Here is a 13,683-nt window from a genome sequence, read left to right as displayed (position 1 = left end):
GAGCCCATGGACATCTCCAACGCGCTGGCGCTCGCCGCGACGATCCTCACCCTGGCGTACCTCCTGTACGCCCTGCTGCGCCCGGAGCGCTTCTGATGAGCGGCACCGTCTCCGGACTGTTGACGATCCTCACCCTGGTGGCGGCGCTCGCCATCGCGTACCGCCCGCTCGGCGATTACATGGCGCACGTCGTCACCACGCCGAAGCACTGGCGCGTCGAGCGCGTCGTCTACCGCCTCGTGGGCGCCGACCCCGAGGCCGAGCAGGGCTACCGCACCTACGCGGTCGCGGCGCTCGCGTTCAGCGCCGTGAGCATCGTGGCACTGACGATCCTGCTCCTCGTGCAGGGGTGGCTGCCCGGCGTGGAGCCGAAGCAGTGGCGCTTCGACGAGGCGCTCAACACCGCGATCTCCTTCGTCACCAACACCAACTGGCAGTGGTACTCGGGCGAGTCCGCGATGAACCTGATCGCGCAGGCGATCGGCCTCGCGGTGCAGAACTTCGTCTCGGCGGCCGTGGGCATCGCGGTGGCCGTGGCGCTGATCCGCGGCTTCGTCCGCTCCCGCACCGACCGACTGGGCAACTTCTGGGTCGACCTCACCCGCATCACGCTGCGCGTGCTGCTGCCGATCGCCGTGATCGGCGCCGTGATCCTCATGGCGCAGGGCGTGGTCCAGACGCTGTGGCAGCGGCACGAGATCGTCGGGCTCGACGGGCAGAAGCAGGTGCTCACCGGCGGCCTGGTCGCGAGCCAGGAGGTCATCAAACTCCTCGGTACCAACGGCGGCGGCTACTTCAACGCCAACTCCGCGCACGCCTTCGAGAACCCGACGGCCGCGACCAACCTGTTCCAGATCTTCCTCATCCTGCTGATCCCCGTGGCGATGCCCCGGATGCTGGGCAACCTCGTCGGCAACCACCGGCAGGGCTACGCGATCCTCGGCTCGATGACGATCATCTTCGCCGTCTCCACCGCCGTCTCCATCGGCGCGCAGCTGGGCAACCAGGGCACGGCCGGCCGGGCCGCGGGCGCCGCGCTCGAGGGCCAGGAGCTGCGCTTCGGGCAGTGGAGCACGGGGCTGTTCGCCACCGCCACCACCAGCACGTCGACGGGCGCCGTGAACGCCGCGCACGACAGCCTCACCCCCGGCGCCGGCGGCGCCGCGCTGGTGAACATGCTGCTCGGCGAGATCAGCCCCGGCGGTGTGGGTTCCGGCCTCTACGGCATGCTCGTCATCGCCGTGCTCACCGTCTTCCTGTGCGGCCTCATGGTGGGCCGCACCCCCGAGTACCTGGGGAAGAAGATCGGCCGCCCCGAGATCACTCTCGCGGCGCTGTACATCCTGGTGATGCCCGCGCTGGTGCTCGTCGGGACCGCCGCCACGGTGGTCCAGGAGCAGGGCGTGGCCGCCATGACCAACGACGGTGCGCACGGCCTGTCCGAGGTGCTCTACGCCTACGCCTCGGCCGCGAACAACAACGGCAGCGCCTTCGCCGGCCTCGCCGTCGACACGCCCTGGTTCAACTACACGCTGGGCGCGGCGATGCTGTTCGGCCGGTTCGCACCCATGGTCGCGATCCTCGCCCTGGCCGGCGCGCTCGCCAAGCAGCACCCCGTGCCCGCCACCGCGGGCACCATCCCCACCCACCGCCCGCTGTTCGTGGGCCTCACCGTGGGCGTCGTGGTCCTGGTGGCCGGATTGACCTTCGTCCCCGCCCTCGCGCTCGCACCGATCTCGGAGGTCACCCAGTGACGAACACGCTGACCGGCACCCCCACCCCGTCGGACCCCAAGGCCGTCACGGCCGCGCCGAAGCGGCGCTCCGCGTTCTCGTTCGCCGAGCTCCGCTCGGCGCTGCCCCGCGCCGCGGCGAAGCTGGACCCGCGCACGCAGATCCGGCAGCCCGTGGTCTTCGTGGTGTGGATCGCGTCGGTGTACACCACGGCGCTCGCGATCGTGAACCCGTCGGTGTTCGCATGGTCCGTCGCGGTCTTCCTCTGGGCGACGGTGCTCTTCGCCAACCTCGCGGAGGCCGTCGCCGAGGGCCGCGGCCGCGCGCAGGCTGAGTCGCTGCGCAAGGCCAAGACGGAGACCGTGGCGCGGTTGCGCACGGAGACCGGCGAGAAGCAGGTGCCCGGCTCGGAGCTGAAGGTCGGCGACCTGGTGATCGTCGACGCCGGCGAGGTCATCCCCGGCGACGGCGACGTGGTCGAGGGCATGGCGACCGTCGACGAGTCCGCGATCACCGGCGAATCGGCTCCCGTCGTGCGCGAGTCCGGCGGCGACCGCTGCGCCGTCACCGGCGGCACCCGCGTGCTCTCCGACCGCATCGTGGTCGAGATCAAGACCGAGCCCGGCAAGAGCTTCATCGATCGGATGATCGGCCTCGTCGAGGGCGCGAACCGGCAGAAGACGCCGAACGAGATCGCCCTGAACATCCTGCTCACGGTGCTCACGATCATCTTCCTGCTGGCCGTCGCGACGCTGCAGCCGATGGCGATCTACTCGGGCGGCGCGGTCGGCGTGGTGGTGCTCGTGGCGCTGCTCGTCTGCCTCATTCCCACGACGATCGGCGCGCTGCTCTCCGCGATCGGCATCGCCGGCATGGACCGGCTGGTGCAGCGCAACGTGATCGCCAAGTCGGGTCGCGCCGTCGAGGCCGCCGGCGACGTCTCGACGCTGCTGCTCGACAAGACCGGCACCATCACCTACGGCAACCGTCGGGCCACGTCCTTCCACCCCGTGGAGGGCGTCGACGAGCACACCCTGGCCGGGCGCGCACTGCTCGCCTCGCTCGCCGACGAGACGCCCGAGGGCCGCTCCATCGTCGACCTGGCGACCGAGCACGGCCACGACGTACCCACCGTTCGGGTGGGCACCGTCGTGCCGTTCACGGCGCAGACGCGCATGTCCGGCGTCGACCTGCCCGACGGCACCCGCGTCCGCAAGGGCGCTTCGGCGGCCGTGCTGGCCTGGGTGGCCGCGGAGCACCACGGCGACACCCTCGGTGCGGCGGTCGGCGAGGCCCTCGGCGCCGTCGACGTGCGGCTCGCCGTCGACGAGATCTCCGCCTCCGGCGGCACCCCACTCGTCGTCGCGCACGCCGAACCCGGCGCGGCCCCGACGCTGCAGGGCGTCATCCACCTCAAGGACGTGGTCAAGGCGGGCATGCGCGAGCGCTTCGCGCAGCTGCGCGAGATGGGCATCCGCACCGTCATGATCACCGGCGACAACCCGCTGACGGCGAAGGCCATCGCGGAGGAGGCCGGCGTCGACGACTACCTCGCCGAGGCCACGCCCGAGGACAAGCTGGCGCTGATCAAGCAGCAGCAGGAGGGCGGCCGCCTCGTCGCGATGACCGGCGACGGCACCAACGACGCGCCCGCGCTCGCGCAGGCCGACGTGGGCGTCGCCATGAACACGGGCACCTCCGCCGCGAAGGAGGCCGGGAACATGATCGACCTGGACTCCGACCCGACGAAGCTCATCGACATCGTGGAGATCGGTAAGCAGCTGCTCATCACCCGCGGCGCGCTGACCACCTTCTCCATCGCCAACGACATCGCGAAGTACTTCGCGATCATCCCGGCGATGTTCGTGCCCCTGGCCCCCGGCCTGGACGTGCTCAACGTGATGCGCCTGCACAGCCCGCAGTCGGCGATCCTCTCGGCGGTCATCTTCAACGCGCTCATCATCGTCGCGCTGATCCCGCTGGCGATGCGCGGCGTGAAGTACACCGCGAAGTCGGCCGACAAGCTGCTCGCGCGGAACCTGACCATCTACGGTCTCGGCGGCATCGTCGTCCCGTTCCTCGGGATCAAGCTGATCGACCTCGTCGTGCAGCTGATCCCCGGGCTCTCGTGACCGCGTCCGCTGCGGCTTCCCTACGACTTCTCGAAGAAAGACAGTGACATGGTGACTTCCGCACCCCGTCAACTCCTCGCCGGCCTGCGCATGCTGATCGTGATGACCGTCGTGCTCGGCGCCCTGTTCCCGCTCGTCATCTGGGGCGTGGGGCAGGTGGCCTTCAGCAGCAAGGCGAACGGCTCGCAGATCGAGCAGAACGGCGCCGTCGTCGGGTCCGCACTGCTGGCCCAGAAGTTCGACGGTCCGCAGTGGTTCCACCCGCGGCCGTCCGCGGGCGACTACGACACCCTCGCCTCCGGCGGCACCAACCTGGGCCCGAACAGCGAGAAGCTGGTCGCGCTCATCGCCGAGCGGCGCGCGAAGGTCGCCGCGGAGGACGGCGTGGCACCGTCGGACGTCCCGACGGACGCGGTCACCGCGAGCTTCTCCGGCCTCGACCCGCACGTCTCCTCCGCGTACGCGCGGCAGCAGGCCGCACGCGTCGCCAAGGCGCGCGGTGTGGCCCCGGAGCGGGTGACCGCGCTCGTCGCCGCGCACACGCAGGGCCGTCAGCTCGGCTACCTGGGCGAGGAGCGGGTTAACGTGGTGACGCTGAACGCCGCGCTCGCCGGCCTCACCGCCACCGCGAAGTAGTCCGGGCCGATCAGGAGGGGACACATGCCGAAGGGGCAGCTGCGCGTCTACCTGGGCGCCGCACCGGGAGTGGGCAAGACCTACGCCATGCTCACCGAGGGGGCGCGCCGGGCCTCGCGCGGGACGTCCGTGGTGGTCGGCTACGTCGAGACCCACGGTCGGCCGCAGACCGAGGCGCAGGTGCAGGGTCTGCAGGTGATCCCCCGCCGCCGGGTCGAGTACCGCGGCGCGGTGCTCGAGGAGATGGACGTCGACGCCGTCATCGCCGCGCACCCGACGGTCGCTCTGGTCGACGAGCTCGCGCACACGAACGCCCCCGGCTCGCGGAACGAGAAGCGCTGGCAGGACATCGCCGAGCTGCTCGACGCGGGCATCACGGTGATCACGACGGTGAACATCCAGCACCTCGAGTCCCTCGGCGACGTGGTCGAGTCGATCACCGGCGTGCGGCAGCGAGAGACGATCCCCGACACCGTCGTGCGGCGGGCCGAGCAGGTGCAGCTGGTCGACATGACGCCCGAGGCGCTGCGGCGCCGCATGGCGCACGGCAACATCTACGCCCCCGCGAAGGTGGACGCCGCACTCTCGCACTTCTTCCGCATCGGCAACCTCACCGCGCTGCGGGAACTGGCGCTGCTGTGGCTGGCCGACCGGGTCGACGAGAAGCTCGAGCAGTACCGCTCCGAGCAGGGCATCTCCGCCGCGTGGCCCACCCGCGACCGGACCGTCGTGGCACTGACCGGCGGCCCGGAGGGCGGCACGCTGCTGCGGCGCGGCGCCCGGATCGCGGCCAAGGGCGCGGGCGGCGAGCTGCGCGCCGTGTACGTGGCGCGCAGCGACGGCCTGTCCGGGGCCTCGCCCGCCTCGCTGGCGCAGCTGCGCCAGCTCACGGAGTCGCTCGGCGGCACCTTCCAGATCGTCACCGGCGACGACGTGGCCGCCGCGATCCTGCAGTACGCGACCTCGGTCAACGCGTCGCGGATCGTGCTCGGCAAGTCCCGGCACCGCGCGCTGACCTCGGTCGTGCGGTGGCCCGTCTCCGACGCCGTGATCGAGGGCTCCGGAGACATCGACGTGCAGGTCGTGACGCACGAGCGCGCCGCGGGCGCGGGCCGCCGGCGGCTGCTCCCCCGCATCGACGGTCCCGAGCCCGTGCTGCTCGGGAAGCGCCGCACCATCGCCGGCTGGGTACTGGCGATCGCCGGGCCCGTGATCCTCACGGCGCTGCTCGCGCAGACCCGGCAGTGGCACTCCCTGCCCACCGAGCTGATGCTCTTCCTGATGCTGACCGTCGCGGTGGCGCTGGTCGGCGGCATCCGGCCGGCCGTGCCCGCGGCGCTGCTCGGTTCGGTGCTGCTCAACTACTACTTCGCACCACCGCTATACACGTTCACGGTGGCCTCCGGCGAGAACGTCTTCGCCGTCGCGATGTTCGTGCTCACCGCGATCGCCGTCGCCAGCGTGGTCTCGATCGCGGCCCGGCAGACCGCCCGCGCCGCCCGCGCCCGTGCCGAGGCCGACGTGCTCAGCGGCCTCGCCGACACCCTGCTCGCGGCGGAGAGCGCCGACGACGAGATCCCCGCCCTGCTCGACGAGGCCATGGTGACCTTCGGGCTGCGCGGCGCCTCGCTACTGCGCCGCGCGGACGCGGACTCCCCGTGGCAGCTGGTCGCGGGGCGGCGCGAGTCGCCGCTCACGCCCGACGAGGGCACGGACGCGGCGCTGGTCGGCGATACGGTGGCGCTCGTCGTCAACGGCGATCCGCTCAGCGCCTCCGAGCACGGCCTGCTCGTCGCCTTCGCGGCGCACGCCGCAGCCCGGCTGGACCGCGAGGCGCTGAGCGCCGAGGCCAAGCAGGCCCGCGCGCTCGCCGAGGGCAACCGCGCGCGGACCGCCCTGCTCAGCGCCGTCTCGCACGACCTGCGGACGCCGCTGGCCGGGATCAAGGCCGCGGTCACCTCGCTGCGCAGCGACGACGTGGAGTGGTCCGACGAGGACGAGGCCGAGCTGCTCGCGACCATCGAGGAGAGTGCCGACCGGCTGGACTCCCTGGTGGGGAACCTGCTGGACATGTCGCGGCTGCAGTCCGATTCGCTGACCCTGCTGACCCGCGAGGTCGGGATCGAGGAGGTGCTGCCCGCGATCTGGACCGCGCTCCCCGACGCCGACCTCGCCTTCGATTTCGCCGAGGACGCGCCGACCGCGCTCGCCGACCCCGGCCTGCTGGAGCGGGTGCTGGCGAACCTTGTCGAGAACGCGGTGCGGCACTCGCGCGGCGGGCCCGTCACCGTCGGAGTCTCCGGCGTGCACACCCCCGACGGGGACCGGCTGCAGGTGCACGTCCGCGACCACGGGCCGGGCGTGCCCCAGGAGCAGCGCGACGCCATGTTCAAGCCCTTCCAGCGGATGGGCGACGCGCCCGCCGGCAACGGCGTCGGCCTGGGGCTCGCGGTGGCCCGCGGGCTCACCGAGGCGATGGGCGGGACGCTCACCGCGGAGGACACCCCGGGCGGCGGGCTGACGATGATCGTGGACCTGCCCGCCGCCCAGCCGGTGAGCAGTGGTGAGGTGGTCTCGTGACGTTCGTTCTGGTGGTCGACGATGAGCCCGCGATCCTGCGGACCCTGCGGATCAATCTCAGGGCCCGCGGGTACGAGGTGGAGACCGCGGCCGACGGCCGGTCGGCGCTGCAGATCGCGCGCGAGCGCACGCCCGACGTGATCGTCCTCGACCTCGGCCTCCCCGATCTCGACGGGACCGCGGTGCTCGGCAAGCTGCGGGAGTTCTGCACGTCGCCGGTGATCGTGCTCTCGGCCCGGCACGGCAGCGACGACAAGGTCGAATCGCTCGACATCGGCGCCGACGACTACGTGACGAAGCCCTTCGCGATGGACGAGTTCCTCGCCCGGGTCCGCGCGCAGGTGCGGCGCACGGGCCTCGTCGACGCCCCGGCGCCCGCGAAGACCGAGGCCTTCGAGGTGAACTTCGAGGCGCGGACGGTGACGCGCGACGGCGCGACGGTGCGGCTCACCCCCACCGAGTGGAAGATCGTGGACGTCCTGGTCCGCAACGCCGACCGGCTCGTCTCGCAGCAGACCCTGCTGCACGAGGTGTGGGGCCCGTCGTACTCGCGCGAGACCAACTACCTGCGCGTCTACATGGCGCAACTGCGCCGCAAGCTGGAGCCGGACCCCGCGCACCCGCGCTACTTCGTGACCGAGCCGGGGATGGGCTACCGCTTCGTTCCCTGAACGATTCGCCCCACCCGAAACCGGGCGTACAATTATTTGTACAACCACTGTCGAAGGAGGACGGATGCGTACCATGACCTACTCGGAGTCCCGGGCGAACTACGCCGAGGTACTCGACTCCGTCGTCGACGACCGCGAAGCCGTGATCATCACGCGCGCCGGGCACGAACCCGCCGTGATCCTGTCACTCGCCGACTACGAGTCGCTTCGTGAGACGGCGTACCTGCTGCGCTCCCCTGCCAATGCACGCCGGCTCCTCGATTCGATGGAGGCACTCGAGCGCGGCGACGGCGCCGAGCACGACCTCATCGACTGATGCGACTCGTCTGGAGCACCGAAGCCTGGGACGACTACCTCTGGTGGCAGGCCCAGGACCGGAGGACCCTGAAGCGGATCGATCTCCTCGTCACCGACGCGATGCGGAACGGCAACGAAGGGATCGGCAAGCCCGAACCGCTCCGCCACGACTTCGCGGGCTACTGGTCCCGCCGGATCACCGAGGAGCACCGGCTGGTGTACAAATTGTCGGGCGGCGACGTGCTCATCGCCGCCTGTCGCTACCACTACTGACCGGCCATCACTCCTGACCGGGGCGCCGTCCTTCCGCACCCAGCGGACGGTCGAGGGCGGTGGCGGTGTAGAGGCCGGTGAGGCAGCGGGTGCCGTCGAGGGAGTCCGTGTAGACGTCGGCGGCCGCGATCATGGTGCGGCCGGGAGGGCCGACGAGCCGACCGACCGCGACCAGCCGCTCCCCCGTCGCCGGCCGGAGGTTGTGCGAGTTCATGGCGGTGGTCGCGGCGATGCGGCCCGAATCGTGGATCGCGGCGAACGCGGCACCGACCGCGGCGATGTCGGCCAGCATGGCGACGATGCCGCCGTGGCAGTGCACGCCGTCGAAGGTGACGTCGGGGACGACCGGCATCGAGAGGACGGCGCGGTCGGGTGTGACATCGTCGACCGAGAGCTGGAGCCAGCGGGCGACGGGCATGGAGTCGAGGACGCGGGCGAGGACGTGATCCAGGGTCGTCATGCTCGAAACATATCACTGATACGATTGCTGGAGAAGATGCCGAGACAGAGAACGAGAACCCCCGAGGTCGCGGACGGGATCGCCGCGGCCGCACTGGAGATCGTCCGCGCCGAGGGCGCCGACGGGCTCACGACCCGGCGCGCCGCGGCCGCCGCGGGCACCAACATCGCCGCGCTCGGCCAGCTGTTCGGGGGCCGCGACGGGCTCGTCAACGCGGTCGCGCTGCGCGGCTTCGCACTGCTCGTCGAGCGGCTCCCCCGGGCGGACGGTGCGCCCCGCGAGGTGCTCACCGCCTGCGCCCGCGCGTACCGCTCCTTCGCCGCGGACGAGCCCGCCCTGGTCGACGTGATGTTCGCGCGCCCGCTCACGGGACCGATCCCGCCCGAGCATCCCGTGCACGAGTGCCGCCGCGTCCTCGTCGACGCCTTCGCCGCGCTCGCCGCGAGCGCCGACCGAGGGGACGTCGAGGCGCTCGCCCTCGGCTTCGGCGCACTGCTCGAGGGCCTCGCGACCAAGGACCGGCACGGCCTGCTGGGCCCCACCGCCGCCGCACGGGACCGGGCGTGGACGCTCGCCGTCGCCGCCTACGCCGACGGTGCCGCCCGCTGACTCAGCGCAGCTCGACGGGCAGGCCCGCCAACGCAAACAGCTCGGCGGGGTCGAGGAAGGCCGAGACGTGCGTGAGCGCGCCGTCGGAGAAGGTCAGGACGTCCAGCTGGAAGGGCAGCCAGACGTCCCCGTCGCGCAGGTACATCGCCGCGGCGGGGAGACCGTTGCAGACCGTCGGGATCATGCGCAGGTCGCCGGCGACCTGCGCCGGGCACTGCGTCCGCGACAGCTCGCCGATCTGCTCGGCGCCGCGGTACCAGCCGGGGATCGGCGGCATCTCCCAGGTGGCGTCGGCGGCGAGGATGCGGACCACGCCGTCGATGTCGTGCCGCTCGAAGGCGGCGCAGAACTCGTCCCACACCTCCCGCTCGTGCGCGGACAGCTCCGTCGCCCGGCGGCCGTCGCGCCCGGCGCCGTCGCCGATGGAGGCCCGCGCCCGCTGCAGCGCGCTGTTCGCCGAGGCGACGGACGTCGCGAGCGCGTCCGCCGTCTCGGCCGCGGAGAACTGCAGGACGTCGCGCAGGATCAGCGCGGCCCGCTGCTTGGCGGGCAGCACCTGCAGCGCGGCGACCATCGCCAGTCCGATGCCCTCCCGGGCCACCGCCGCCTCCCCCGGGTCGCCGAGCGCGCGGTCCGGGAGGGGCTGCAGCCACAGGATCTCGGTCGACGGGGCCACCGGCTCCAGCGGGTTCGCCGGCTCGCCGCCGAGCCCGACGGGCAGCACCCGCCGGGCCGTGGCGGCGGTGAGACAGACGTTGGTCGCGATGGTGTACATCCACGTGCGCACCGACGACCGGCCCTCGAAGCGGTGGAAGGCCTTCCACGCGCGCAGGTAGGTCTCCTGCACCAGGTCCTCCGCGTCGGACGCGGAGCCCGACATGCGGTAGCAGTGCGCGAGCAGTTCCGCGCGCAGCGGTGCGGTGGCCTCGTCGAAGCCGGGGTCGGTGCCGGCGGAGCCGGCGGCGGCGCGACCGGTCATGTCAGCCCTGGGCCCCCACGTGCTCCGGGCCCGCCTCGGCCGCGGCCGGATCCATCCACATGATCTCCCAGCCGTGGCCGTCGGGATCGTCGAAGGCGCGGCCGTACATGAAGCCGTGGTCCTCGGAGCGCCCCTCCGTGCCGCCGGCGGCGACGGCGCGGTTCACGATCTCGTCGACCTCCTCGCGGCTCTCGGCGCTCAGCGCGATCAGGGTCTCCTTGACGCCGGGCGCCGCGGTGGTGGCCTCGTGGAAGGTGCCGAAGAAGTCGGTCTTGAGCAGCATCGCGGCGATGTTCTCGCCCAGCTCGACCGCGACGGCGTTCTCGTCGCTGAAGTTCTCGTTGATCGTGTATCCCACGGCGGTGAAGAAGTCGCGCGAACGCTGGACGTCGGCGATGGGCAGGTTCACGAAGATCATCTTGTGCATGGCGTCGCTCCTGGGGTCTGCGGCATCCGCTCTCGGATACCGTCACATGGTTAGACGGGCCTCGTCGCCGGAACTCATCGGTTCCGCCGAAACTTTTTTTCCGGGCGGGCCCGAGCTACCCCCGCAGCGCCCCGTCGAGGATCTCCAGCCCCTCGTCGACCTCGGCGTCCGTGGCGGTGAGCGGCGGCGCGATCCGGAAGATCGAGCCCATACCCGGCAGCTGCACGACGTTCATGTGCAGGCCCCGCTCGTAGCAGCGCTCCGTGACCAGCCGGCCCAGCTCGTTCGCGGGCTCCTTCGTCTCCCGGTCGGTGACCAGCTCGATGCCCTGCATGAGCCCGCGGCCGCGGACGTCGCCGATCGCCTCGTGCCGGGCGGCCAACTCGTCGAGCCCGGCGCGCAGCCGAGCCCCGCGCGCGGCGACCTCCCGGGCGACGCCGTCGGCGGCACCGTCGCCCAGCACGTCCAGCACCGTCGTGGCGACCGCGGCCACCATCGGATCGCTGACGTGCGTGGTGAAGAAGAGGAAGCCCCGCTCGTGGCAGACCCGCTCGATCTCCGCGGATGTCACGACGGCCGCGATGGGCAGGCCCGCGCCCAGCGTCTTACTCAAGGTGAGGATGTCGGGAACGATCCCGTCGCGCTCGAAGGCGTAGGCGGCGCCGGTGCGCCACAGGCCGGTCTGCGCCTCGTCGACGATGAGCAGCATCCCCCGCTCCTCGCACTTGCGCTTGAGTGCCGCGAGGTAGCCGACGGGCACGTCGATGATGCCGCCCGACGACAGGATCGGCTCCACCAGGCACGCCGCGAGCGAGCCCGTGGATTGCGCGTCGATCAGCTCGAAGCCGAAGTCCAGCTCCGCCTGCCAGTCGTACTTCCCCTGGGGATCGACGAACCGTGAACGGTAGGCGTTCGGCGTGGGCAGGGCGAAGTTGCCGGGCGCCGTGGGGCCGTAGCCCTTGTGACCCGACGAATAGGTCGCCGCCGCGGCGCCCGCGGTCATACCGTGCCAGGACTTCGAGAAGCTGACGATCTCGTGCTTGCCGGTGTACAGCTTGGCCATCCGCAGGGCGGCCTCGTTGGACTCCGCGCCGGTGGTCAGCTGCAGCACGTGGCTCAGCGGCTCCGGCAGGGTGGCGGCGAGCCGCTCGGCGAGCGTCACGACCTGCGGCGACAGCATGCCCGAGAACAGGTGGTCCAGCGTCGCGATCTCGCGCCGCACCGTCTCGACGATCGCCGGATGGCTGTGCCCCAGAATGGCACTCATCTGGCCGGAGGTGAAGTCCAGCCAGCGGCGCTCCCCCGAGTACACGTACGTGCCCTCGGCGCGGTCGATGGGCAGGGGCGCGAAGGTGCCGCCGTAGCGCACGACGTGCGCGGCGACCGAGTCGGAGAAGCTCACGCCCTCACAGTAGCCGCCCGGCGAGGTACGCCCGGGCCAGTTCGACGGTGCCGTCGGCGAATCCGGGATCCGCCTCCAGCGCGTGCCCGTGCGTGCCCAGCCAGCCGAGCAGCTGCAGCCGCCGCAGGAGTACGAAGTCGGGCAGGAGGGCGACGTGCGCGTCCGGCAGGGCCCGGCGGTGCCGGTACGCCGCGGTCCACGCCGCCGCCCACTCCGGCAGCCGCGGGTCGGTCTCCACGAAGGACGCGGCCGCCGCGAATTCGAAGAGGTGCCAGCCGAATCCGGCGTCGTCGAAATCGATCACCGTGAAATCCGCACCCCGTCCCGCCCCGGCCGTGATGAGGTTGGCGGCCCGCAGGTCGCCGTGGATCAGGCCGAAACGGTCCGCGGTGCGACCGAAGCCGTCGACCCGCTGGGCCACGCGCTCGGCCGCCGGTGCCAACGCCCGACGGTGCGCCTCCCCCACCGCGAGCCCGTCGCGCCAGGAACCCCAGCGCGGAACCGACCCCGTGGCGGCATCGGCTCCGCCCGCTCCCGCCGCGCCCGGCCCACCGATCGTGTCGTCCAGATCCCAGCGGAAGCGCGTGAAACCGGCGGGGCGGGGCCAGGTCTCGGCGTGGTCGTGGAAGGCACCGGCGATCTCGCCGAGCGCGGCGAAGTGCGCGACGTCCAGCGCCTCGTCGGGCACGGGGCCGCCGGGCAACTCGGCGAACAGGACCGCGCGGCGCCCCGTCGGCGGGTCGATCAGCACCCCGCTGAGCGGCTCGACCACCGGCACCGTCGTGTCGTGGCGCAGCGTGGCGATCCACGCCAGCTCGGACTCGATGGCCGCGTCGCCGACGTAGCCCGGCCGATGCAGCCGCAGCACCGCGGGCCGCGGGCCGCCGCGCACCCGGAAGGTGGCGTTCTCGCTGACCAGCAGGGGCTCCACCGTCGCGCCGGGCCAGGCCCCGTCGGCGAGGCGGTGCGCGACACGCCGATCGGTGTCCCCGGAGCTCACTTGACCACCTTCATCGTCATCCGGGAGTCGACGCGCACGATCGCCGGATCGCCCATGAGGTGCGTGGTGACCCACTTCTCGTAGGCGTCGAGGTCCGCGACGCGCACGCGGATCACGTAGTCGGGCAGGCCGAACATACGGCGCACCTCGATGACCTCGTCGAAGGAGGCGATGCGCGCCTCGAAGGCCTCCACCGAGGCGCGGTCGTTCGCCGAGAGGTCCGCGTGGATGAGGACCTCGAAGCCGCGGCCGAGCGCCGCCGGGTCGAGGACGGCGGTGTAGCCGGTGATCACGCCGTCGGCCTCGAGGCGCCGCACGCGGCGCAGGCACGGCGCGGGCGTGAGGCCCACGCGCTGCGCCAGTTCCTGGTTGGTGAGCCGCCCGTCGCGCACCAACTCGTCGATGATTGCTCGATCGAGTGCATCCACCAGTCGATTATTGCCAGCATCAGGCGAAAGCTCAACATTCTCGCAAGCACATTGCG

At 71.9% G+C, this 13,683-nt stretch carries 15 protein-coding genes; 9 read left to right on the top strand and 6 right to left on the bottom strand.

Annotation, left to right across the window (positions count from 1 at the left end; genetic code table 11):
- Positions 1-6 precede the first annotated feature (6 nt).
- The 8 genes from FK530_RS06440 to FK530_RS06405 all read left to right on the top strand — a co-directional run bounded on the left by FK530_RS06440 (position 7) and on the right by FK530_RS06405 (position 8,322).
- The gene (locus FK530_RS06440; RefSeq protein ID WP_074850389.1) at positions 7-96 is read left to right on the top strand and encodes a potassium-transporting ATPase subunit F; all 90 of its coding nucleotides are present in this window, start codon (positions 7-9) and stop codon (positions 94-96) included.
- Positions 96-1,754 (top strand): potassium-transporting ATPase subunit KdpA, encoded by a 1,659-nt coding sequence (gene kdpA / locus FK530_RS06435; RefSeq protein WP_146486176.1) that lies wholly within the window; start codon positions 96-98, stop codon positions 1,752-1,754. The genes FK530_RS06440 and kdpA overlap by 1 nt, the downstream gene beginning before the upstream one ends.
- Positions 1,751-3,865, top strand: coding sequence for a potassium-transporting ATPase subunit KdpB (kdpB, locus tag FK530_RS06430; protein ID WP_410468439.1), 2,115 nt, complete (start codon positions 1,751-1,753; stop codon positions 3,863-3,865). The genes kdpA and kdpB overlap by 4 nt, the downstream gene beginning before the upstream one ends.
- Positions 3,866-3,916: 51 nt before the next feature.
- The gene (kdpC, locus tag FK530_RS06425) at positions 3,917-4,501 is read left to right on the top strand and encodes a potassium-transporting ATPase subunit KdpC (RefSeq protein ID WP_410468438.1); all 585 of its coding nucleotides are present in this window, start codon (positions 3,917-3,919) and stop codon (positions 4,499-4,501) included.
- 24 nt (positions 4,502-4,525) lie between these two features.
- Complete coding sequence (locus FK530_RS06420; protein ID WP_146486174.1) at positions 4,526-7,081, top strand: ATP-binding protein; 2,556 nt, start codon at positions 4,526-4,528, stop codon at positions 7,079-7,081.
- Positions 7,078-7,752 (top strand): response regulator, encoded by a 675-nt coding sequence (locus FK530_RS06415; RefSeq protein ID WP_146486173.1) that lies wholly within the window; start codon positions 7,078-7,080, stop codon positions 7,750-7,752. Before FK530_RS06420 ends, FK530_RS06415 begins: the two co-directional genes overlap by 4 nt.
- 64 nt (positions 7,753-7,816) lie before the next feature.
- Entirely contained in the window at positions 7,817-8,068 is a 252-nt protein-coding gene (locus tag FK530_RS06410; protein WP_146486172.1) for a type II toxin-antitoxin system Phd/YefM family antitoxin, read from the top strand.
- Positions 8,068-8,322 (top strand): Txe/YoeB family addiction module toxin, encoded by a 255-nt coding sequence (locus FK530_RS06405; protein WP_146486171.1) that lies wholly within the window; start codon positions 8,068-8,070, stop codon positions 8,320-8,322. Before FK530_RS06410 ends, FK530_RS06405 begins: the two co-directional genes overlap by 1 nt.
- A gap of 7 nt (positions 8,323-8,329) precedes the next feature.
- Here the strand turns inward: FK530_RS06405 and FK530_RS06400 are convergent, their stop codons facing one another.
- Positions 8,330-8,782 (bottom strand): PaaI family thioesterase, encoded by a 453-nt coding sequence (locus FK530_RS06400; RefSeq protein ID WP_146486170.1) that lies wholly within the window; start codon positions 8,780-8,782, stop codon positions 8,330-8,332.
- A gap of 36 nt (positions 8,783-8,818) precedes the next feature.
- Between FK530_RS06400 and FK530_RS06395 the strand changes: the two genes are divergently transcribed.
- The gene (locus FK530_RS06395; protein WP_146486169.1) at positions 8,819-9,391 is read left to right on the top strand and encodes a TetR/AcrR family transcriptional regulator; all 573 of its coding nucleotides are present in this window, start codon (positions 8,819-8,821) and stop codon (positions 9,389-9,391) included.
- 1 nt (position 9,392) lies between these two features.
- Here the strand turns inward: FK530_RS06395 and FK530_RS06390 are convergent, their stop codons facing one another.
- The 5 genes from FK530_RS06390 to FK530_RS06370 all read right to left on the bottom strand — a co-directional run bounded on the left by FK530_RS06390 (position 9,393) and on the right by FK530_RS06370 (position 13,627).
- On the bottom strand, positions 9,393-10,370 hold the full coding sequence (locus tag FK530_RS06390; protein WP_146486168.1) for a sigma-70 family RNA polymerase sigma factor: 978 nt from the start codon (positions 10,368-10,370) through the stop codon (positions 9,393-9,395).
- A gap of 1 nt (position 10,371) precedes the next feature.
- Positions 10,372-10,797, bottom strand: coding sequence for a VOC family protein (locus FK530_RS06385; RefSeq protein WP_146486167.1), 426 nt, complete (start codon positions 10,795-10,797; stop codon positions 10,372-10,374).
- A gap of 115 nt (positions 10,798-10,912) precedes the next feature.
- Positions 10,913-12,199 carry an aspartate aminotransferase family protein gene (locus FK530_RS06380; RefSeq protein ID WP_146486166.1) on the bottom strand — a complete coding sequence of 429 codons (1,287 nt, stop codon included), beginning with the start codon at positions 12,197-12,199 and terminating at the stop codon, positions 10,913-10,915.
- 4 nt (positions 12,200-12,203) lie between these two features.
- On the bottom strand, positions 12,204-13,199 hold the full coding sequence (locus FK530_RS06375) for a phosphotransferase enzyme family protein (protein ID WP_158645034.1): 996 nt from the start codon (positions 13,197-13,199) through the stop codon (positions 12,204-12,206).
- The gene (locus FK530_RS06370; RefSeq protein ID WP_146431505.1) at positions 13,196-13,627 is read right to left on the bottom strand and encodes an Lrp/AsnC family transcriptional regulator; all 432 of its coding nucleotides are present in this window, start codon (positions 13,625-13,627) and stop codon (positions 13,196-13,198) included. Before FK530_RS06370 ends, FK530_RS06375 begins: the two co-directional genes overlap by 4 nt.
- Between the last annotated feature and the right edge of the window lie 56 nt (positions 13,628-13,683).

Origin of the sequence: Tsukamurella conjunctivitidis (assembly GCF_007858475.1) — a bacterium.
GTDB classification, from domain to species: domain Bacteria; phylum Actinomycetota; class Actinomycetes; order Mycobacteriales; family Mycobacteriaceae; genus Tsukamurella; species Tsukamurella conjunctivitidis.
This window is presented reverse-complemented; position numbering and strand designations above follow the sequence as displayed.